Genomic DNA, 19137 nt, shown 5'->3' with positions numbered 1-19137 from the left:
ACACGACGCTGCAAGCGTGGCGCATCAGCTTTACTCGTCGCGACCTTCCATCATGGTGCGTTTGAGCATGACGTAAACCGCTCCGGCACCGCCGTGTTTCGCCTGGCAGGAGGTGAAGCCGAGCACTTGCGGATGCTGGCGCAGCCAGGTGTTGACGTGGCTCTTGATCATCGGCCGCTTGCCGTCCAGGCGTACCGCCTTGCCATGGGTGACGCGCACGCAGCGGATTTCGAAGCGGGTTGCCTCGGCCAGGAACGCCCAGAGGGTTTCCCGGGCCTTTTCCACGTTCATGCCGTGCAGGTCGAGGCTGCCTTCGAACGGAATCTGTCCGGTCTTGAGCTTGCGCATCTGGCTTTCCTGCACGCCATCACGGGCCCACATCAACTCGTCTTCAGGGCCGACGTCGATGACGAACTGATCGGACAGCCCGTCGACGGTGGTGGATTCGGTGCGCACAGTGGCCGCTAGACGCAGCTTGGCGATCTGCGCGCGGTCAGCCTTGGGTTTGCCGGTTTCGGCGCGATCGTGCTTGATCGGCTTGACGCCTTGGATCGCGCTTTTGAACAGGGAAAAATCGTCGTCTTGCATGTCAGCCTCCGCGAAGGGCGGCCAGTTTACCCAACTCGAAGCGAATCGGGCGCGACAAAAACGCGCGCGACACTTGGCTCAGTCGTGTTTTTTCATCAGGTGCGGGGACATGGCCAGTTCTTGCGACTGCCGCGAGCGACGACGGCAACGGCGCCATAGCCACACGCCGAGGTACAGCACGAACAGGCCAATCGCCAGAATCACTGCCGCGCCGGCCCGGTTGGTGTTCAACTCGCCCAGGGCAGGTGCATGGCCGAACAGGGCGGCGGCACCGGCCATGGCGAGCAGCACACCACTCATTGCCAGCAACGCAGCGAATGCGGCGCCGATTCTAAAACGCCAGTTGCGTTGGCCTTTGGGCCGCAAGCGGCGAGCGTCAAAACCATCGGATAACTTCATTCCGACCTTCCTCAATGGGTATCGGCCCTTCGACCGGGAGTTGACCGGGATGTTCCTGAGGCTATGACATTTACGGGGAATGAGAGGTTTTTGCGGATGAGCGGCGGTCTAGACCGCTCATTGAGCGTCGATCAGACCAGTTCGCGGGTCAGCGCGAGGGTGGCGAAGTTGTCGCCCATGATCGCCATTTCGGTCTGGTGAACGTGCGCGGCGCTCAGGACTCCGCCCTTGTAGGGCAAGTCGCGTGTGGCGCAGGCATCTTCAATAAGTGTGCATCGGAAACCCAGGTTCTTCGCTGCGCGCACCGTGGTGCTGACACTGGAGTGGCTCATGAAGCCACAGACGATCAGGTCGAGGGCGCCGAGGTCTTCCAGGCGTTTGGCCAGTTCGGTGCCGTGGAACGCGCTTGGCAGCAATTTGCCGATGACGGTTTCGTCGCTCTGTGGCTCCAGGCCCGGGATGAATTCACCACCGACGCCTTGCGGGTTGAACATCCCACCGAGCGTTCCGAGGTGACGCACATGCACGATCGGCCGGCCAGCGGCACGGGCGGCGGCGAGTAACTGCTTGATGTTCGCGACGGCCTCATCCATGCCGCTGAGGGCCAGCGGCCCGCTCAAATACTCTTTCTGGGCATCGATGATGATAAGGGTCGCTTGACTCAGTTTGGCTGCCGGATAACCGCGGCCGCTGAGTTGAAACATCGTTTTTGGAACGGACATTCTGGGGCTCCTTGGAGTGGGGCTTTTGCGACATTGTCCTCTGGCTGAGCGGTTCTGTGAATCGCTACGATCGTAGGTGCCGTCGTTGCTGGCCTGTAGCCTTGTCAATAGTCGCATTTTGTTCAATAGCCTGGCGAAAAAACGGATAACTCCTACATTTGCATCGGTAGTTTTCCCGCGTCGTCGTGGCGTCGTTTGACTGGTAGAATCCCCCGTCGATTTTTCTGGAGTTTGCCGTCGTGATCACTTCCCGCCTTCGCACCCTGCGTGACCATATCCGTTGGGCTGTCAGCCGCTTCCATGGGGAGGATCTGTTTTTTGGCCATGGTACCGACAACGCCTGGGACGAAGCCCGTCAACTGGTGTTGGGTGCGTTGCACTTGCCTTGGGAAATCGCCGACAGTTACCTCGACTGCAATCTGGAAGACGACGAACTGGTCCACCTGCAGAACTTGCTCAAACGCCGTATCGAAGAACGGGTGCCTACCGCGTATCTGCTGGGCGAGGCCTGGTTCTGTGGCATGTCGTTCATCGTCGATGAGCGCGTGCTGATCCCGCGCTCACCCATTGGCGAACTGATCGAAAATCGTTTTACGCCGTGGCTGGCTGCCGAGCCGGCGCGGATTCTCGACCTGTGCACCGGTTCCGGTTGCATCGGCATCGCCTGCGCCTACGAGTTCCAGCATGCCGAGGTGGTGTTGGCGGACCTGTCGTTCGAAGCGCTGGAAGTGGCTAACCAGAACATTGAGCGCCACGGCGTCGATCAGCGCGTGTACACGGTGCAGGGCGACGGTTTCGACGGCTTGCCGGGGCAACGTTTCGACTTGATCGTGTCGAACCCGCCCTACGTCGATGCCGAAGATTTCGCCGACATGCCGGACGAGTACCAGCACGAACCGGAACTGGGCCTGGCCTGTGGTGACGACGGTTTGAACCTGGTGCGGCGCATGCTTGCCGAAGCGGCGGATCATCTGACCGAGAAGGGCCTGCTGATTGTCGAAGTGGGCAACAGCCAGGTGCACGTCGAGGCGTTGTACCCGGAAGTCGACTTTGCCTGGCTGGAGTTCGAGCGTGGCGGTCATGGTGTGTTCATGCTGTCAGCCGAACAGTGCCGCGTTCATCAGGCTCTATTCGCCTCCCGCGTCTGACCGTCAAAAACTTCGCGAGCAGGCTCGCTCCCACAGAGGATTTGTGGCGTTCACAAAACCTGTGGGAGCGAGCCTGCTCGCGAATGGTGGCGACTCGGTCTCAAGCCTTCAACGATGCGTGGCAATCCAGATCAGCAACCCCGCCTGAAACACCGCAAATGCCACCAGGCAAGTAATGGTGAAACGCAGCCCGGCGTCTTCGCGTTTGTATTTGCTGACTTTCTCTTCGTGTTTCTTGAGTTTGACTTCCTGCTCGGCCAGGTTCTGCTCGGCTTGCTGGAGCATCTGCGCCGCCTCGAGAATTTCCACGACCTGCAGTTTTTCGCTGTTCCAGTCGCCGGTAAGGTCGCCGACCTGGACCGGCTTGACGCTGCCTTTCAAATGCTGGGCATCGGCATACACCACGTCAAAACCGTGCACGCGTAAAAAATGATCGCGGCGCAGGCGGGTGTCTTCGTTCAGCGCATCCTTGTTGTTCAGGTCAAAGCCGTCGACGGTGTAGGTCGGCCAGCGCTTTTTCGCCCAGTTGATGCCCTGGGCCGCCATGAATCGGCCGATGCCACGGTTCAGCGGCTCAACCTGCAAACCGCTTTGCGGGCCAAAATGCACGCACTTGTCGGCGTGGTCGACCCACACGTCCAGTTGGTTCTGTTCCTTGCGCACGCGCTGGCCGGGCAGGGTGATGCTCATGCGCATCAGGCTGCGTTCCTTGTCGTTGCGCTCGGCATAACCGAACTCGACAAAGCGCAATGGGCGCCCGCCTGTGTTGCGGTCAGTCTGCAACGGCGCCAGACGGAGCATCTTGTGGTGCTCGACGTGGACGTCCGCCCAGGGCAGCTCGACCGCTGGCGGTGCGTCTTTTTCAGCGGTGGTGTCGGGTGAAGTCTGGGTGTCTGTCATAACGGCAAGATCCTGTCCAAGCTCAGCTTGTCGCCAGCCAATGTGGCGGCGACAAAGGCTTATCGGCCGTTTTTTTCAGGACTGGAGGGCTGGGGGGCGTGAAAACTGGTTGAGAGCACCCCCAACAGCGCTTAACGGGTGCGAAGTCCGTCAATAAACCCGAGGATTCGTGTGCCCAGTTCCGCCGCCAGGGGCAATTGCGGATCCTTATAGGAGGCCAGTTGGCGTTTGACGTCGTTGGGCACGATGCGCATGACGTGGTTCATGCCCTCGATCAGTGCCAGTTCGGCGTCCGGTTTGGCCGCCTTGAGCAGTCTTGCGTCATTGACGCCGACCTGGATGTCGTTGCTGCCCTGGATGATCAGCGCCGGCATCTTCAGCCTGGCAAACGCGGCGGCCGGATCCTGGCGGAACAGGGAAATCAGGTACGGCTGCACGCTCGGGCGGAAAATGCCCTGCAACGGTGGCGGCACGTTGTCGTCGGGTTTCCCGGCCTTGAGGCTGTCGAGCAACTCATTGCTGCGTAGCATCAGCGGCGCTGGCAGGCGATTGCCCAGCTGCTGGCGGATGACCTGATCGACCGGTCTGGCGCTGCCGGAGACAGAAATCACCGCGTCGGCATCGATGCCCGGCGCTGCGAGGCTGGCAATCAAGGCACCCTCGCTGTGACCCAGCACAATCAGCTTGCCGAAACGCGGATCGGTCTTGAGCTTGTGGCCCCAGGCTTGGGCGTCGGCGACATAGGCGTCCACCGTCAGGTTGCGTTCGTCCGGCGTGGCGGCCAGGCTCGCGGCCACGCCGCGTTTGTCGTAGCGCACACTGGCGATGTTGTGTTTGGCCAGCACCCAGGCCAGCCGCTTGAGGCTGTCATTGCGCCCGCCGTCGGCGTTGTTTCCGTCACGATCCGTAGGGCCGGAGCCGGAAATGATCAGGACAACCGGTACCGGGTCGTCGGATTTTGGCAGCAACAGCGAGCCGAAAAGCTCGCCAGTGCCGGTATCCAGTGAGATAGGTCGTTGCAGGACGGTCGCCTGGGCGAAGCCGGAAATCAGGGTAAGGCTCAAGGCTAAAACTCGCAGCATCATCGCGCCATTATCAAGAAGATGCCGGTTGGACTCACAGGCACCCATAAGGTTCGAGGATGAACTACTTGGGTAGCCTGCGTATACTGGCGCGCATTACGTATTCAGGTTCATTTCACGGAGCGTCCTGCATGTCCGGCAATACCTACGGCAAGCTGTTCACTGTCACCACCGCGGGCGAAAGCCATGGTCCGGCGTTGGTCGCCATTGTCGATGGCTGCCCGCCGGGCCTGGAGATATCCCTGGAGGATCTGCAGCGTGACCTCGACCGTCGCAAGCCCGGCACCAGCCGCCACACCACCCAGCGCCAGGAAGCCGACGAAGTCGAAATCCTCTCTGGCGTGTTCGAAGGCCGCACCACCGGTTGCGCCATCGGCCTGCTGATCCGCAACACCGACCAGAAGTCCAAGGACTACTCGGCGATCAAGGATCTGTTCCGCCCGGCCCACGCCGACTACACCTACCACCACAAGTACGGTGAGCGCGACTACCGTGGCGGCGGTCGCAGCTCGGCCCGTGAAACGGCGATGCGCGTGGCGGCGGGCGCAATTGCGAAAAAGTACCTGGCGAGCCAGGGCATCGTCATTCGCGGCTACATGAGCCAGCTCGGGCCGATTGAAATCCCGTTCAAGACCTGGGAGTCGGTCGAGCAGAACGCCTTCTTCAGCCCGGATCCGGACAAGGTGCCGGAACTGGAAGCCTACATGGACCAGTTGCGCCGCGACCAGGATTCGGTCGGCGCGAAAATCACCGTGGTCGCCGAAGGCGTGATGCCGGGCCTGGGCGAGCCGATCTTCGACCGCCTGGATGCCGAACTGGCCCATGCGCTGATGAGCATCAACGCGGTCAAGGGCGTGGAGATCGGCGCCGGTTTCGCCAGCGTCGCCCAGCGTGGCACCGAGCATCGCGATGAAATGACCCCGCAAGGTTTCCTCAGCAATAACGCGGGCGGCATTCTCGGCGGTATCTCCTCCGGTCAGCCGATCGTTGCGCACCTGGCGCTGAAGCCGACGTCGAGCATCACCACGCCGGGCCGTTCCATCGACATCCATGGCAACCCGGTGGAAGTGATCACCAAGGGGCGTCACGACCCGTGCGTCGGCATCCGCGCCACGCCGATCGCCGAGGCGATGATGGCCATCGTGCTGATGGATCACCTGCTGCGTCACCGCGGGCAGAACGCCGATGTGCGTGTGAGCACGCCGGTGCTGGGTCAGCTCTGAATGGCTGACTTCACAGCCGCAGCCGTCTGATGGCGACTGCGGCGCTCCCGTACTGGCGGCTCTCCAGTTTCTATCTGTTCTATTTCGCCTTGCTCGGTTCGACAGCGCCGTTTCTGGCGCTGTACTTCGATCACCTCGGATTCAGTGCCGCGCGCATCGGCGAACTGGTGGCGATCCCGATGCTGATGCGCTGCGTGGCGCCGAACATCTGGGGCTGGCTGGGCGACTACACCGGTCGACGGCTGGCCATCGTGCGCTTCGGCGCGGTGTGCACGCTGCTGACCTTTTCGCTGATTTTCGTCAGCAAGACCTACGCCTGGCTGGCGATGGTCATGGCCTTGCATGCGTTCTTCTGGCATGCGGTGTTGCCACAGTTCGAAGTCATCACCCTCGCGCATTTGCAAGGGCAGACCTCGCGCTACAGCCAGATTCGCCTGTGGGGCTCGATCGGTTTCATCATCACCGTGGTCGCGCTGGGCCGGCTGTTCGAATGGCTGAGCCTGGACATCTACCCGGCGGCGCTGGTGCTGATCATGGCCGGTATCGTGCTCAGCAGCCTGTGGGTGCCCAATGCCCAACCGGCGCCGGGCAACCGGGTGGCGGGGGAAGGATTCCTCAGGCAATTGCGCAGCCCCGGCGTATTGGCCTTTTACGCCTGCGTGGCGCTGATGCAGATGAGCCACGGGCCGTATTACACCTTTCTGACCCTGCACCTTGAGCGACTGGGATACAGCCGTGGCGTGATCGGCATGCTCTGGGCCGTCGGCGTGGTGGCTGAAGTGCTGATGTTTCTGGCCATGAGCCGGATCCTCGCGCGCGTTTCGCTGCGCCGGGTGCTGATGGCCAGTTTTCTGCTGGCGGCGTTGCGTTGGCTGCTGCTCGGTTCGCTGGCGGAATTTCTCTGGGTGCTGTTGTTCGCCCAGGTCCTGCACGCAGCGACATTCGGCAGCTTTCACGCCGCTGCCATTTCCTTCGTGCAACGTAGCTTCGGTGCGCGCCAGCAAGGCCAGGGCCAGGCGCTGTACGCCGCACTGGCCGGCACCGGCGGTGCACTGGGCGCGTTGTATTCCGGCTACAGCTGGAACGCCCTCGGCGCGGCATGGACCTTTAGTATTGCCAGTCTCGCAGCCGTCGCGGCTGCCGTTATCATTGCCACATGTATGCAAGAGGACAGGCCATGAGCCTTACCCGTGAACACCTCGCCCAGGAAATCATCGATGCCGGGCGTTTCCTGTATGGCCGCGGCTGGTCGCCGGCCACCAGCAGCAATTACTCGACCCGCCTGTCGCCGACCGAAGCCTTGCTGACCGTGTCCGGCAAGCACAAGGGGCAACTCGGCATGGACGATGTGCTGGCCACTGACCTTGCCGGCAACAGTCTGGAACCGGGCAAGAAACCGTCCGCCGAAACCCTGTTGCACACCCAGCTCTACACCTGGCGCCCGGAGATTGGTGCGGTGCTGCACACCCACTCGGTGAATGCCACCGTGCTGTCGCGCCTGACGCCGGAAGATTTCATCGAATTCGAAGACTACGAGCTGCAAAAAGCCTTCAGCGGCGTGACGACCCACGAATCCCGGGTGCGCGTGCCGATTTTCGAAAACGACCAGGACATTGCGCGCCTGGCCGCCAAGGTGCAGCCTTGGCTCGACGCCCATCCCGATTGCGTGGGCTACCTGATCCGCGGTCATGGCCTGTACACCTGGGGCGCGCGCATGAGTGACGCTTTGCGACAGATCGAGGCCTTTGAATTCTTGTTCGAGTGCGAGCTGAAGACGCGCTCGCTCTTTAACCGTAACGCATGAACCGTTAAGGAGTTGCCACGATGAGCAGCCTGTCCGTTTATCACGTCTCCAGCCCTGAAATTCCCAACAAGGTGCTGACCCATTTCGAAGACATCGCCTCGACCCTGGCCGAGCAGGGCGTGCGCTTCGACCGCTGGCAAGCAGCGGCGAAGATCCAGCCGGGCGCCACTCAGGAAGAAGTGATTGCCGCCTACCAGCAGCAGATCGACAAGCTGATGACCGAACGCGGTTACGTTACCGTCGATGTGATCAGCCTCAACAGCGATCACCCGCAAAAAGTCGAACTGCGCGCCAAGTTCCTCGACGAACATCGCCACGGCGAAGACGAAGTACGATTTTTCGTTGCCGGCCGTGGCTTGTTTACCCTGCACATCGACGATTACGTCTACGCGGTCCTGTGCGAGAAAAACGACCTGATCTCGGTACCGGCCGGTACCAAGCACTGGTTCGACATGGGCGAACATCCGCATTTCGTTGCGATCCGACTGTTCAACAATCCGGAGGGCTGGGTGGCCAATTTCACCGGCGAAGACATCGCCAGCCAATTCCCGCGTCTTGAGGACTGAGTCGATGCCGATCAAAGCGATTCTCACCGACATCGAAGGCACCACCAGCGCGGTGAGTTTTGTGTTCGACGTATTGTTTCCTTATGCCGCCAAACACCTGCCGGCGTTTGTTCGCCAGCACGCCGAGCGCGCCGACGTGGCAGTACAACTGGCTGCCGTGCGCCGCGACAGCAACGAACCGAATGCTGACGTCGAACGGGTCGTCGAGATCCTGTTGGGCTGGATTGCCGAAGACCGCAAGGCCACGCCATTGAAAGCCTTGCAGGGAATGGTCTGGGAGCAGGGCTACCAGGCCGGGCAACTGAAAGGCCACGTCTACCTCGACGCCGTCGAAGCGCTCAAGCAATGGCACCAGAACGGCTATCGACTGTTCGTTTATTCCTCGGGCTCGATCCAGGCGCAGAAGTTGATCTTCGGCTGCTCGGAGGCGGGGGATTTGACGCCGCTGTTCAGCGGCTACTTCGATACGACGTCAGGGCCAAAACGCGAGGCGCAGTCCTACGCCAACATCACCCAGGCTATCCAGGTCGAAGCGGAGCACATTCTGTTTTTGTCGGACATCGTCGAAGAACTCGACGCAGCACGTGCGGCGGGTATGGCCACTTGCGGCCTGGCCCGTGAGGGCGGGGAACTGGCAGGGCATGTCACCGTGGACAGCTTTGCGCGGATAAATCCGTCAGCCTTCTAAACATCGCTCGAAAATCGCTGTAAAAACTGTGGGAGCGGGCTTGCTCGCGAAAGCGGAGTGTCATCCAACGTTGTTGTTGACTGACACACCCTCTTCGCGAGCAGGCCCGCTCCCACATTGGTTTTTTACAGCGAGTGATAGGTCGGCAAGGCAAACCGTTGCTGGCTCTGCAGCATGGAAATCTGCGGCAGCTCACTGGCTTGTTCGGCAAGATCGCGGCGGATCGCACTGATGGCCCACATCAGTTGGTCGCCATTGTGCAATTGCTGGTAAGAGATCGAGCGCTTGAATTCTCTGCCGTCGTCGCTGCACAGGGTCAGCAGGATCCCGCCGTCAGGGCGGTCCTGGGTAGTGACTGCGAAGTTGCAGAACAGGGACGAAAATTTTTCCTGGATAAGGCTCATGTCGTTCAGCTCCGTGATGACTTGAATGGCAAGCATGGGGAGACTGTTGCAGCCTTTGTGCCAGTCATTTCAGCTGAACAATATTGATAAAAATCAAGATGTTAGGTTTTTTGATGATTTTTGCTTTCGTGCAATCTGCATGAATGGCCATCGTGCATCCTGCATTTTGCAGGTATGTCGGCGGCTCGATGGAACCCATTGGCGTGCACGGGATCACCTTCGCGCAGCGCGTCGCGGATCAAGATCGCCGATCAAGCCCGCCGATCAAGATCGTAGATCAAGATCGCGGATACAAAACATTTCAAAAACCGCGTGTACAGCTCAAGAACCGTTGACGTATTTTCGGGCTCAGTCATCGCCGCCCGACAATAAAAAAACATCGAACGGGAGCCTTCATGAGCCGTACGTCGAACGACACGATTACCTGGGGCATGATGCTCCGCAAGCTGCCTTCCATTGCCAAAGCCATCCCCCGGGTGGTGAAAGGCATGAAGGTCGCCAACGTCAAGGACCCGACCCAGGCGTGTGGTTTGGGCTGGTGTTTCGAGCAAGCCGCGTTGCGCAACCCGGATGGCCCGGCGCTGATGCAAGGCGACGTGACGCTCGGTTACGCCGAGGTCAACCAATGGGCCAACCGCATCGCCCATCACCTGATCGGCCAAGGCATCGGCAAGGGGGATGTGGTGGCAGTCTTCATCGAGAACCGCCCGGAACTGCTGGTGACGATTCTGGCGGTGGCCAAGGTCGGCGCGGTCAGTGCGCTGCTCAATACCTCGCAGACCCGCGACACCCTGGTGCACAGTGTGAACCTGGTGTCTCCGGTGGCGATCATTGTCGGTGAGGAGTTGGTCCCGGCCTACCTGGCGGTTCGTGATCGGGTGTCGATCAAGGCTGACCGGACCTGGTTCGTCGCCGATCAGGACACTTCACGCCAACCGGGGATCGCGCCTGAAGGTTTCATCAACCTGATGACTGTCAGTCTCGATGACGCCAGCGACAACCCGGCCAGCAGCCAGCAGATTTTCTTCGACGATCCCTGCTTTTATATCTACACCTCGGGCACCACGGGGCTGCCCAAGGCCGGCGTGTTCAAGCATGGCCGCTGGATGCGCAGCTCGGCGAGTTTCGGCATGATCGCCCTGGACATGCGCCCGGACGATGTCGTCTATTGCACTTTGCCGCTGTACCACGCCACGGGACTTTGCGTGTGCTGGGGGGCGGCTGTCAGCGGTGCCAGCGGGTTCGCCATCCGCCGCAAATTCAGCGCCAGCCAGTTCTGGAACGATGTGCGCAAGTACCGGGCGACCACCATCGGTTATGTCGGTGAACTGTGCCGCTACCTGGTCGATCAACCGCCCAGTGTCGACGACAGCCGGCATGACGTGAAGAAGATGATCGGCAACGGCCTGCGTCCCGGCGCCTGGAACGAGTTCAAGACCCGCTTTGCGGTGAATCACATCTGTGAGCTGTACGCCGCCAGCGACGGCAATATCGGGTTCACCAACATTCTGAATTTCGACAACACCATCGGTTTTTCCCTGATGACCTGGGAACTGGTGGCGTACGACCACGACAGCGGCGCGCCGATTCGCGGGGCCAACGGCCTGATGCGCAAGGTCGCCAAGGGCGAGCAGGGGCTGTTGCTGGCAAAGATCTACGACAAGGCACCGCTGGACGGCTACACCGATCCGCAGAAAACCGCCAAGGTCGTGCTCCAGGATGTATTCGAGCAGGGCGACCGCTACTACAACACCGGCGATCTGTTGCGCAACATCGGCTTTGGTCATGCACAGTTTGTCGACCGCCTGGGTGATACGTACCGCTGGAAGGGTGAAAACGTGTCGACCACGGAGGTGGAAAACATCCTCCTGAAACACCCGAGCATTTCCGAAGCGGTGGCCTATGGCGTGGAAATCCGCAACACCAATGGCCGGGCCGGGATGGCGGCGATTACCCCCGCCGAATCCCTGGCCACCCTGGACTTCAGCGAACTGCTGGCCTTCGCCCGTGAGCAAATGCCGGCTTATGCGGTGCCGTTGTTCCTGCGGGTGAAAGTGAAAATGGAAACCACCGGGACTTTCAAGTATCAGAAGACCCGGCTCAAGGACGAGGCCTTCGACCCGGGTAAAACCGGTGATGATCCGATCTATGCCTGGCTGCCGGGGACCCAGACGTATGTGCAGGTTACGGAGCAGCTGTTGTCTGATATTCAGGGCGGCAAGTACCGCTATTGAATCTGGCTATGGCGGCCCATGAGAAAAAACAAGTGACAGTGCCGGGGTGGCTCGGGAAACTGTCGGCTTTTACGAATGACAGAGAAGGGAGTGCCCAATGTCAGACAAAAGCCGCCAGATGACCCCCGAAGAAGCCGCTGAATTTGCCGAACAGGTATTCAACAAGGCACGGGAGGGCGATGCGGCGATGATGGCCGCGCTGCTGACCAAGGGGTTGCCGCCAAACCTGCGTAACCACAAGGGCGATACCTTGCTGATGCTGGCCGCGTACCACGGGCATGTGGACACGGTAAAAGTCCTGCTCGAGCACAAGGCCGATCCGGAGATCCGCAACGACAACGGCCAGAGCCCGATTGCCGGCGCCGCCTTCAAGGGCGACCTGGCGGTGATCAAGGCCTTGGTCGACGGCGGCGCGCAGGTTGAAGGCTCGTCCTTTGATGGCCGCACGGCGCTGATGATGGCGGCGATGTTCAACCGCGTCGAAGTGGTCGATTACCTGATCAGCAAGGGCGCTGACCCGAAAGCCAAGGACGCCAATGGCATCACCGCGCTGGAGGCGGCCAGGACCATGGGCGCTTCCGATGCCGTTGCGCACCTGGAAAAACTACTGGGCTGATGCCAAGCCTTGTGGCGAGGGGGCTTGCCCCCGTTCGGCTGCGAAGCAGTCGCAAATCCATTCAGCGCGGTCTGTCTGACAAATCGCATCGTCTGATTATTGGGCCGCTTCGCGACCCAACGGGGGCAAGCCCCCTCGCCACAAGGTCCGCAGCGTCTGCTTAATGCGCTATCCTTCGCGCCCTCAACATTCCCCTCGCTACAGGATCCGCCCCATGAAAGCCGCACTCGTCGAACTCATCAGCAAAATCAGCTCCGGGTGCATGGGCGAAGACGAAATCCTCAAGGTTGCAGACGAGGCGGCACAGGCCTACGCCGATCCGCAGGCTTTTCTGACCGCCAATCCGGACATCAACTACGACGACAGCTTCCCGATCCCGCTGGGTGAGTGGGTAGTGGTCGGCAGCCTGCCGGAAACGGTACTGTTCCAGGCTGACACCTACATGGACCTGTTCGCTCAAATCGTCGCCTCGTTCGGCCCGGGTGTGGAGTTCAATCTCAAGGCCAAGCAACTGGCCAAGACCGAAGCCCTGACCGCGCTCAACCGTATCCAGGTGCAGATGAGCAGCCTGAACAAGGAAAACGGTGGCTACACGCTGATGAACTTCAGCCAGCTGCTCGATGACGAGTTACAGGTGGTGCTGGTCTACGGCAATGACGTGCCACGCGTGCTGGAGTTGTGCGCAGAAGTCGGCATCGCCGCCGCGCCATCCCTGGAAGCCCTGAAAGTGGCGATCCACATCTGATAGCCAAACACTGTCAATAAAACGGAGCCCTCGCGACGACCGTCTATCCTGAGAGGGCAAATCACTCTTCAGGAGCGTCACCATGGGTTCCACGTTCAACAGCCTGGTTGCCTTGATCATTTTTGTCCTGGACATCTGGGCCATCATCAACGTATTCAAAAGTAGCGCCGAGACCGGGATGAAAATCCTCTGGGTACTGTTGATCGCGCTGTTGCCGGTGCTGGGACTGATCATCTGGGCCATCGCCGGGCCGCGGGGCAATGTCAAATTCTGACGGATTTCCCACAGACAACTGCGACCCTGTGGGAGCGGGCTTGCTCGCGAAGAACGATTACGCGGTTCGACGACAAACCGAGTTGCCTACTTCGCGAGCAAGCCCGCTCCCACAGGATTGTGGCAAGTCGAACAAGTGAGGTTCGACCTGTCATGTTCGGCAACGTAGAATGCGCGCCTTTCCCGGTCAATCGAGATGATCGACTGGCCATCATGGGCGGGTAACCGTCCGTTGCCACCCGCATTCATCGGAGCACTTCCCATGAGCAACACCCCGACCAGCGACTACCTGGAAACCCTCTACGAAGGCTACGGCCAGCGTTTTCGCATGGAAAAACTGCTGCACGAAGTGCGCACCGAACACCAGCACCTGGTGATCTTCGAGAACCCGCGCATGGGCCGGGTGATGGCGCTGGACGGTGTGATCCAGACCACCGAAGCCGACGAGTTCATCTACCACGAAATGCTCACCCACGTGCCGATCCTCGCCCATGGCACTGCCAGGCGCGTGCTGATCATCGGCGGCGGCGACGGTGGCATGTTGCGTGAAGTGGCCAAGCACCGCAGTGTCGAGCACATTACCATGGTCGAGATCGACGGCACCGTGGTCGACATGTGCAAGGAGTTCCTGCCGAACCACTCCAAGGGAGCATTCGATGATCCACGCCTGAACCTGGTGATCGACGACGGCATGCGTTTCGTCGCCACCACCACCGAAAAGTTCGACGTGATCATTTCCGACTCCACCGACCCGATCGGACCCGGGGAAGTACTGTTCTCGGAAAACTTCTACCAAGCCTGCCACCGCTGCCTGAACGAAGGCGGCATTCTGGTGACCCAGAACGGCACGCCGTTCATGCAGATCGAAGAAGTGAAGACCACCGCCGGTCGCCTGCGCAGCCTGTTCCCGGACTGGCACTTCTACCAGGCCGCGGTGCCGACCTATATCGGTGGCTCGATGACTTTCGCCTGGGGAGCGACCAATACCGCTTATCGCAAATTGTCCCGCGAAACCCTGCAACAGCGCTTCACGGGCAGCGGCATCATCACTCGCTACTACAATCCTGAAATCCACATCGGTGCCTTTGCCTTGCCGCAATATGTGTTGCAGGCAGTGAACAAGCCAAGCAACGACTGATGGATTGAAACGAAGACCTGTAGGAGCGAGCCTGCTCGCGATGGAAGTGAACGATGACGCGGGATGTCTGATTTAACGCGGCGTTCTCAAGTTTTTCGCGAGCAGGCTCGCTCCTACAGAGATTTGCGATGGGTGCAGATCCACCGGAACAATTAGCCAGCTAACGAGGTCGAGATAGAGGTGAACCCATGCATGGGTTTTATCGAGGAGGCACCAATGCAAAAGTGGAAAGTCACTTTCGTGGATGATCATGGCGAAACCATCAACGAGGTCTTTGAGTGCCCCGAGCGCCCGGACTACGAGCGTGCCGCCAAGCTCATCAAGGCCCGGCTTCTTCCTGTTGCTGCCGCCCTGGACCTGAACGATCTGGAAGGGCGGACCGCCGATGCGGGCGTCAAGGAACTCAAGGCGCAGAACAGCATTCAAATCCTCAGCATCGCTCCAATCTGAACGACACCTGTCACATTCAAATCCAGACCTTGGCAGCGGCTCTATCTTGGGGCTACTCTGCAAGCGAGATCAGCGAATGGATCGCTAAGGTCTGGTCTTGTCAGCTCCATGCTTGTTTCCCGCCGGCACATTGGTTGCCGTCGCTCGCGCTGTTCGGTTGCGGGTGAGGGAGTACGGAAAGTCTATCCATCGTTTTGAGGAGGACGTTTCATGAGCACAGCCTATCAAGAAGACATCAGCAGCAGCGTGCTGCGCCGCATGAAAGAAGGCGGTTTTGACTTTTCACGGTTTCATCCCATCGAGTTCTACGCCATTTTCCCGGATGAGGAGCGGGCACGCAGGGCGGCAGGTCATTTCCACCGTGGTGAATCCCTGGATGCGCAAGTCAGTGTGCGCGACGACGGCGCCTGGGCGCTGGAACTGTGCAAAGTCATGTATGCCACCTACGACGACATCGGCGATTTCGAACAGGGTTTCGAGGCCGTGGTCGAGCCGTTGGGCGGCATCATCGAAGGCTGGGGTGTGAAACAGGAGGTACGAGGGCGACTCGCATAACCTTATGAGCAGTGACAACGGGCATTGACGGCTGACCTTCGGGTTGGCCGTTTTCATTTGTGGGCATTGAACACCGGCAAAAAAAAGCCGCCTGGGCAGGCGGCTAAAAGGGAAGTCCGGTGAGCTTTTCAGCGAATGCCCGGATTATCCCGCAGCCGTTGCCGGGCGGTGAAATCATCTCTGACTATGCTGGTGATAGGCGATCACAGCGCCTTGCAATGAAGCGGGGGGCGATCAGGTTGGGGCATTTACCGCACAGGATTGGTGCGGTGCGTGCGCATAGATTATCCAACTGATTGATATCAAAGCGTTTCTGCCGCTGGCACGGGCCTTGCGAAGGTCCGAGGGTCCGAGTGACAAGGAGTACGGCATGATTCGCACCTGTTTTGATGAAATGTACGATGCCGGCGGTCTGGTCCGCCCGCATTATCGGGAGTTTGCCCGTTGGCTGGCCGAGACACCTGACGAGCTTCTGGCGCAACGGCGACGCGAGGCCGATCTGTTGTTTCATCGTGCCGGGATAACCTTCACGCTCTACGGGGACGAGCAGGGCACTGAGCGCCTGATTCCCTTCGACACCATCCCGCGCAGCATTCCCGCCAGTGAATGGCGGGTCGTCGAGCGCGGCTGCATCCAGCGGGTCAAGGCGTTGAACATGTTCCTCGCCGACCTTTACCACGAGCAGCGCATCATCAAGGCCGGCATCATTCCGGCCGAACAGGTGCTGGCCAACGAGCAGTACCAGTTGGCGATGCAGGGCCTGGACCTGCACCGCGATATCTACTCGCACATCTCCGGGGTCGACCTGGTGCGTGACGGCGACGGCACCTACTACGTGCTCGAAGACAATCTGCGCACACCCAGCGGCGTCAGCTACATGCTTGAAGACCGCAAGATGATGATGCGTCTGTTCCCCGAACTGTTCGCGGCGCAACGCATCGCGCCCATCGACCACTACCCGAACCTGCTGCTCGACACCCTGAAAAGCTCAAGCCCCATCGACAACCCGAGCGTGGTGGTGCTGACACCCGGGCGCTTCAACAGCGCGTTCTTCGAACATGCGTTCCTGGCGCGGGAAATGGGCGTGGAGCTGGTGGAAGGCGCGGATCTGTTCGTGCGTGACGACAAGGTCTACATGCGCACCACCGACGGGCCGAAAGCGGTCGACGTGATTTATCGTCGCCTCGACGACGCCTTCCTCGATCCGCTGGCGTTCAACCCGGAATCGATGCTCGGCGTGCCGGGGCTGCTGTCGTCCTACCGCTCCGGCAACGTGGTGCTGGCCAATGCCATCGGCACGGGGGTGGCGGACGACAAGTCGGTGTACCCGTTCGTTACCGACATGATCCGTTTCTACCTCGACGAAGAGCCGATCCTGAAGAACGTGCCGACCTGGCAATGCCGTAACCCTTCTGAACTTTCCCACGTGCTGGCCAATCTTCCGGAGCTGGTGGTCAAGGAAACCCAGGGCTCCGGCGGGTACGGAATGCTGGTGGGGCCGGCGGCGACGGCGGCGGAAATCGAAGCCTTCCGCGCGCGGATCATCGCCAAGCCCCATGCGTATATCGCGCAACCGACGCTGTCGCTGTCGACCTGTCCGACCTTTGTCGAAAACGGCATTGCGCCACGCCATATCGACTTGCGGCCGTTTGTCCTGTCGGGTCGCGAAACCCGGGTCGTGCCCGGCGGCTTGACCCGTGTCGCCCTGCGCGAAGGCTCCCTGGTGGTCAACTCCTCCCAGGGTGGCGGAACCAAGGACACCTGGGTGGTCGAGGATTAAAGGAAGCCTGCCATGTTAAGTAGAACTGCCTCGGATTTGTATTGGATGTCGCGTTACCTGGAGCGGGCGGAAAACCTCGCACGGATGCTCGACATCAGCTATTCGCTGTCGCTGATGCCGCAAGACGGTCGGGGCGACGGTTTGCACGAACTGGCCATGCCGCTGTTGATCACCGGCACCCTGGACGATTACCTGGAGCGCCATGGCGAACTGCATGCCGAACGGCTGCTGCATTTCTTCGCCCTGGATGCGGCCAACCCGGCGAGCATCTACAGCTGTCTCGGTGCGGCACGGGCCAGTGCCCATGCGGTGCGTGGGCGCATCACCGCCGACATGTGGGAAAACATCAACGCCACCTGGCTGGAAATTCGCGGTATTGCCGAGCAGGGCCTCAGTCGCTACGGCATGAGCCGTTTTTGCGAGTGGATCAAGGAGCGTTCCCACCTGTTCCGGGGCGCGTCATACGGCACCATCATGCGTAACGATGCGTTTCGTTTCATTCGCCTGGGGACTTTTATCGAACGCGCCGACAACACCTTGCGCCTGCTCGATGCCCGTTACGAAATGGCCGGCGATCAGGCCGAGGCGGTCAGCGATGGCACCGCTCACGCGTATTACCAATGGAGCGCGTTGTTGCGGGCGTTGTCGTCGTTCGAGGCCTACACGGAAATCTATCGCGACGCCCCCGGCGCCCGGCATGTCGCCGAACTGCTGTTGCTGCGGGCCGATGTACCGCGATCCCTGCGCGCCTGCACCGAAGAAATCGACCAGATCCTCGCGCAATTGCCAGGGGCCAATGGTCGTCCCGCACAGCGTCTGGCGGCAGAAATGGACGCGCGCCTGCGCTACACCGGTATCCATGAAATTCTCGAGGAAGGCCTGCACGCCTGGCTGACCGAGTTCATCCCGCTGGTGCGCCAGTTGGGTAACGCGATACACAGTTCCTATCTGGAGGCCGCATGAGACTTTCCATTAGCCACGAGACCACCTATCACTACGAAGACAAGGTGCGGGCGAGCATCCAGTACCTGCGGCTGACGCCCCACGACAGCGAGCGCCAGCACGTGCTCAGCTGGCAACTCGACCTGCCGCGTCCGGTGCGGGCGCAACTCGATCCGTTCGGCAACATCCTGCATGTGCTGACCATGGACGAGCCGCACGAGGCGATCATCATCGGCGCCCGTGGCCAGGTCGATATCGACGAATTGCGTGAGGCCGAACACGAGAGCCAGTCGGCATTGCCGTTTCTGCGTTTCACCCGATTGACTGAAGCCGACGCCGCCCTGCGTGCGTTTGCCGAGAAGGCGTGCAAGCAGCGCCGCGATCGCACGGCGTTGATCGACCTGATGCATGGGCTCAACCAGCATATGACCTACACGCCGGGCTCCACGGAAGTGGATACCTGTGCGGCCCAGGCCTTTGCCGGGCGCTCCGGTGTGTGCCAGGACCATACCCATGCGTTCCTTGCCTGCGCGCGCAGCCTGGGCATTGCGGCGCGTTATGTGTCGGGTTATCTGTACAGCGAGAGCAGCGAACACCTGGCCAGCCACGCCTGGGCCGAAGCCTGGCTGGATGATGCCTGGTACAGCTTCGATGTGACCAACGAACTGGCCCGGCCGGAACGTCATTTGAAACTGGCGGTGGGCCTGGATTACCTGGATGCCTGCCCGGTGCGCGGGATGCGCCGGGGCGGCGGGTGTGAGCAGATGCACGCCAAGGTGCTGGTTTCACCGACGCCGGCGCCGGTGATCTCAGTGCAGCAGCAGTAGGCGAGACACTACGGAACCCTGTGGGAGCGGGCTTGCCCGCGAAAGCGATATTG

The 19137-nt window shown here is 60.5% G+C and carries 22 protein-coding genes; 16 read left to right on the top strand and 6 right to left on the bottom strand.

Going from position 1 to position 19137, the window contains the following annotated elements:
• Positions 1 to 30 precede the first annotated feature (30 nt).
• From ACLD1X_RS16340 to ACLD1X_RS16330, 3 genes are all read right to left on the bottom strand, one after another.
• Positions 31 to 588, bottom strand: coding sequence for a Smr/MutS family protein (locus tag ACLD1X_RS16340; protein WP_429369334.1), 558 nt, complete (start codon positions 586 to 588; stop codon positions 31 to 33).
• Positions 589 to 666: 78 nt separating this feature from the next.
• Entirely contained in the window at positions 667 to 987 is a 321-nt protein-coding gene (locus ACLD1X_RS16335; protein ID WP_429369332.1) for a hypothetical protein, read from the bottom strand.
• 131 nt (positions 988 to 1118) lie between these two features.
• Positions 1119 to 1709 (bottom strand): cysteine hydrolase family protein, encoded by a 591-nt coding sequence (locus ACLD1X_RS16330; protein ID WP_429369330.1) that lies wholly within the window; start codon positions 1707 to 1709, stop codon positions 1119 to 1121.
• Between the two features lie 239 nt (positions 1710 to 1948).
• Here ACLD1X_RS16330 and prmB point away from each other — a divergent pair, with 239 nt between their 5' ends.
• Positions 1949 to 2857, top strand: a complete 909-nt coding sequence (prmB, locus tag ACLD1X_RS16325; RefSeq protein ID WP_429369328.1) for a 50S ribosomal protein L3 N(5)-glutamine methyltransferase — start codon at positions 1949 to 1951, stop codon at positions 2855 to 2857.
• A gap of 108 nt (positions 2858 to 2965) precedes the next feature.
• Here the strand turns inward: prmB and ACLD1X_RS16320 are convergent, their stop codons facing one another.
• A complete protein-coding gene (locus ACLD1X_RS16320; RefSeq protein WP_429369326.1) occupies positions 2966 to 3757 on the bottom strand; it encodes a hypothetical protein in 792 nt (263 codons plus the stop codon).
• 131 nt (positions 3758 to 3888) lie between these two features.
• Entirely contained in the window at positions 3889 to 4887 is a 999-nt protein-coding gene (locus ACLD1X_RS16315; RefSeq protein ID WP_429369324.1) for an alpha/beta hydrolase, read from the bottom strand.
• Positions 4888 to 4970: 83 nt separating this feature from the next.
• Here ACLD1X_RS16315 and aroC point away from each other — a divergent pair, with 83 nt between their 5' ends.
• The 5 genes from aroC to mtnC are packed head-to-tail and all read left to right on the top strand — an operon-like array spanning position 4971 to position 9120.
• A complete protein-coding gene (gene aroC / locus ACLD1X_RS16310; RefSeq protein ID WP_085716874.1) occupies positions 4971 to 6062 on the top strand; it encodes a chorismate synthase in 1092 nt (363 codons plus the stop codon).
• 29 nt (positions 6063 to 6091) lie between these two features.
• A complete protein-coding gene (locus ACLD1X_RS16305; RefSeq protein ID WP_429369322.1) occupies positions 6092 to 7243 on the top strand; it encodes an MFS transporter in 1152 nt (383 codons plus the stop codon).
• On the top strand, positions 7240 to 7866 hold the full coding sequence (locus ACLD1X_RS16300; RefSeq protein WP_429369320.1) for a methylthioribulose 1-phosphate dehydratase: 627 nt from the start codon (positions 7240 to 7242) through the stop codon (positions 7864 to 7866). Before ACLD1X_RS16305 ends, ACLD1X_RS16300 begins: the two co-directional genes overlap by 4 nt.
• Positions 7867 to 7886: 20 nt before the next feature.
• Positions 7887 to 8432: a 1,2-dihydroxy-3-keto-5-methylthiopentene dioxygenase gene (locus ACLD1X_RS16295; protein WP_429369318.1), complete on the top strand. Its 546-nt coding sequence runs from the start codon at positions 7887 to 7889 to the stop codon at positions 8430 to 8432.
• A gap of 4 nt (positions 8433 to 8436) precedes the next feature.
• Positions 8437 to 9120 (top strand): acireductone synthase, encoded by a 684-nt coding sequence (gene mtnC / locus ACLD1X_RS16290; protein ID WP_429369316.1) that lies wholly within the window; start codon positions 8437 to 8439, stop codon positions 9118 to 9120.
• Between the two features lie 125 nt (positions 9121 to 9245).
• Here mtnC and ACLD1X_RS16285 read toward each other — a convergent pair whose 3' ends face one another.
• Positions 9246 to 9524: a DUF3509 domain-containing protein gene (locus ACLD1X_RS16285; RefSeq protein WP_429369437.1), complete on the bottom strand. Its 279-nt coding sequence runs from the start codon at positions 9522 to 9524 to the stop codon at positions 9246 to 9248.
• 395 nt (positions 9525 to 9919) lie between these two features.
• On the opposite strand from ACLD1X_RS16285, the gene ACLD1X_RS16280 reads away from it, so the two are divergent.
• From ACLD1X_RS16280 to ACLD1X_RS16235, 10 genes are all read left to right on the top strand, one after another.
• A complete protein-coding gene (locus ACLD1X_RS16280; protein WP_429369314.1) occupies positions 9920 to 11758 on the top strand; it encodes a long-chain-acyl-CoA synthetase in 1839 nt (612 codons plus the stop codon).
• 97 nt (positions 11759 to 11855) lie between these two features.
• Positions 11856 to 12374, top strand: coding sequence for an ankyrin repeat domain-containing protein (locus ACLD1X_RS16275; protein ID WP_429369312.1), 519 nt, complete (start codon positions 11856 to 11858; stop codon positions 12372 to 12374).
• 214 nt (positions 12375 to 12588) lie between these two features.
• Positions 12589 to 13119: a hypothetical protein gene (locus ACLD1X_RS16270; RefSeq protein WP_429369310.1), complete on the top strand. Its 531-nt coding sequence runs from the start codon at positions 12589 to 12591 to the stop codon at positions 13117 to 13119.
• Between the two features lie 82 nt (positions 13120 to 13201).
• Positions 13202 to 13393 carry a PLD nuclease N-terminal domain-containing protein gene (locus ACLD1X_RS16265; protein ID WP_085716868.1) on the top strand — a complete coding sequence of 64 codons (192 nt, stop codon included), beginning with the start codon at positions 13202 to 13204 and terminating at the stop codon, positions 13391 to 13393.
• A gap of 261 nt (positions 13394 to 13654) precedes the next feature.
• Complete coding sequence (speE, locus tag ACLD1X_RS16260; RefSeq protein WP_429369308.1) at positions 13655 to 14530, top strand: polyamine aminopropyltransferase; 876 nt, start codon at positions 13655 to 13657, stop codon at positions 14528 to 14530.
• A 216-nt stretch (positions 14531 to 14746) separates the two neighbouring features.
• Positions 14747 to 14980 (top strand): hypothetical protein, encoded by a 234-nt coding sequence (locus tag ACLD1X_RS16255; RefSeq protein ID WP_429369435.1) that lies wholly within the window; start codon positions 14747 to 14749, stop codon positions 14978 to 14980.
• A gap of 210 nt (positions 14981 to 15190) precedes the next feature.
• Positions 15191 to 15535 carry a ribonuclease E inhibitor RraB gene (locus ACLD1X_RS16250; protein ID WP_007971898.1) on the top strand — a complete coding sequence of 115 codons (345 nt, stop codon included), beginning with the start codon at positions 15191 to 15193 and terminating at the stop codon, positions 15533 to 15535.
• A 370-nt stretch (positions 15536 to 15905) separates the two neighbouring features.
• Positions 15906 to 17315, top strand: a complete 1410-nt coding sequence (locus ACLD1X_RS16245; RefSeq protein ID WP_429369306.1) for a circularly permuted type 2 ATP-grasp protein — start codon at positions 15906 to 15908, stop codon at positions 17313 to 17315.
• 12 nt (positions 17316 to 17327) lie between these two features.
• The gene (locus tag ACLD1X_RS16240) at positions 17328 to 18278 is read left to right on the top strand and encodes an alpha-E domain-containing protein (RefSeq protein WP_007971901.1); all 951 of its coding nucleotides are present in this window, start codon (positions 17328 to 17330) and stop codon (positions 18276 to 18278) included.
• The gene (locus ACLD1X_RS16235) at positions 18275 to 19084 is read left to right on the top strand and encodes a transglutaminase family protein (RefSeq protein ID WP_429369303.1); all 810 of its coding nucleotides are present in this window, start codon (positions 18275 to 18277) and stop codon (positions 19082 to 19084) included. The genes ACLD1X_RS16240 and ACLD1X_RS16235 overlap by 4 nt, the downstream gene beginning before the upstream one ends.
• Positions 19085 to 19137: the final 53 nt, after the last annotated feature.

This window comes from Pseudomonas sp. 18173 (assembly GCF_050432945.1).
In the GTDB taxonomy this organism is placed as follows: Bacteria; Pseudomonadota; Gammaproteobacteria; order Pseudomonadales; family Pseudomonadaceae; genus Aquipseudomonas.
Note: the sequence above shows the minus strand (reverse complement) of the source record. Positions and strands in the feature narration are given on the sequence as shown.

Excerpts from the sequence above, each read along its gene's own strand:
- ACLD1X_RS16340 (WP_429369334.1), bottom strand. The coding sequence starts at position 588 with ATGCAAGACGACGATTTTTCCCTGTTCAAAAGCGCGATCCAAGGCGTC.
- ACLD1X_RS16335 (WP_429369332.1), bottom strand. The coding sequence starts at position 987 with ATGAAGTTATCCGATGGTTTTGACGCTCGCCGCTTGCGGCCCAAAGGC.
- ACLD1X_RS16330 (WP_429369330.1), bottom strand. The coding sequence starts at position 1,709 with ATGTCCGTTCCAAAAACGATGTTTCAACTCAGCGGCCGCGGTTATCCG.
- ACLD1X_RS16320 (WP_429369326.1), bottom strand. The coding sequence starts at position 3,757 with ATGACAGACACCCAGACTTCACCCGACACCACCGCTGAAAAAGACGCA.
- ACLD1X_RS16315 (WP_429369324.1), bottom strand. The coding sequence starts at position 4,887 with ATGGGTGCCTGTGAGTCCAACCGGCATCTTCTTGATAATGGCGCGATG.
- aroC (WP_085716874.1), top strand. The coding sequence starts at position 4,971 with ATGTCCGGCAATACCTACGGCAAGCTGTTCACTGTCACCACCGCGGGC.
- ACLD1X_RS16305 (WP_429369322.1), top strand. The coding sequence starts at position 6,092 with ATGGCGACTGCGGCGCTCCCGTACTGGCGGCTCTCCAGTTTCTATCTG.
- ACLD1X_RS16300 (WP_429369320.1), top strand. The coding sequence starts at position 7,240 with ATGAGCCTTACCCGTGAACACCTCGCCCAGGAAATCATCGATGCCGGG.
- ACLD1X_RS16295 (WP_429369318.1), top strand. The coding sequence starts at position 7,887 with ATGAGCAGCCTGTCCGTTTATCACGTCTCCAGCCCTGAAATTCCCAAC.
- mtnC (WP_429369316.1), top strand. The coding sequence starts at position 8,437 with ATGCCGATCAAAGCGATTCTCACCGACATCGAAGGCACCACCAGCGCG.
- ACLD1X_RS16285 (WP_429369437.1), bottom strand. The coding sequence starts at position 9,524 with ATGAGCCTTATCCAGGAAAAATTTTCGTCCCTGTTCTGCAACTTCGCA.
- ACLD1X_RS16280 (WP_429369314.1), top strand. The coding sequence starts at position 9,920 with ATGAGCCGTACGTCGAACGACACGATTACCTGGGGCATGATGCTCCGC.
- ACLD1X_RS16275 (WP_429369312.1), top strand. The coding sequence starts at position 11,856 with ATGTCAGACAAAAGCCGCCAGATGACCCCCGAAGAAGCCGCTGAATTT.
- ACLD1X_RS16270 (WP_429369310.1), top strand. The coding sequence starts at position 12,589 with ATGAAAGCCGCACTCGTCGAACTCATCAGCAAAATCAGCTCCGGGTGC.
- ACLD1X_RS16265 (WP_085716868.1), top strand. The coding sequence starts at position 13,202 with ATGGGTTCCACGTTCAACAGCCTGGTTGCCTTGATCATTTTTGTCCTG.
- speE (WP_429369308.1), top strand. The coding sequence starts at position 13,655 with ATGAGCAACACCCCGACCAGCGACTACCTGGAAACCCTCTACGAAGGC.
- ACLD1X_RS16255 (WP_429369435.1), top strand. The coding sequence starts at position 14,747 with ATGCAAAAGTGGAAAGTCACTTTCGTGGATGATCATGGCGAAACCATC.
- ACLD1X_RS16250 (WP_007971898.1), top strand. The coding sequence starts at position 15,191 with ATGAGCACAGCCTATCAAGAAGACATCAGCAGCAGCGTGCTGCGCCGC.
- ACLD1X_RS16245 (WP_429369306.1), top strand. The coding sequence starts at position 15,906 with ATGATTCGCACCTGTTTTGATGAAATGTACGATGCCGGCGGTCTGGTC.
- ACLD1X_RS16240 (WP_007971901.1), top strand. The coding sequence starts at position 17,328 with ATGTTAAGTAGAACTGCCTCGGATTTGTATTGGATGTCGCGTTACCTG.
- ACLD1X_RS16235 (WP_429369303.1), top strand. The coding sequence starts at position 18,275 with ATGAGACTTTCCATTAGCCACGAGACCACCTATCACTACGAAGACAAG.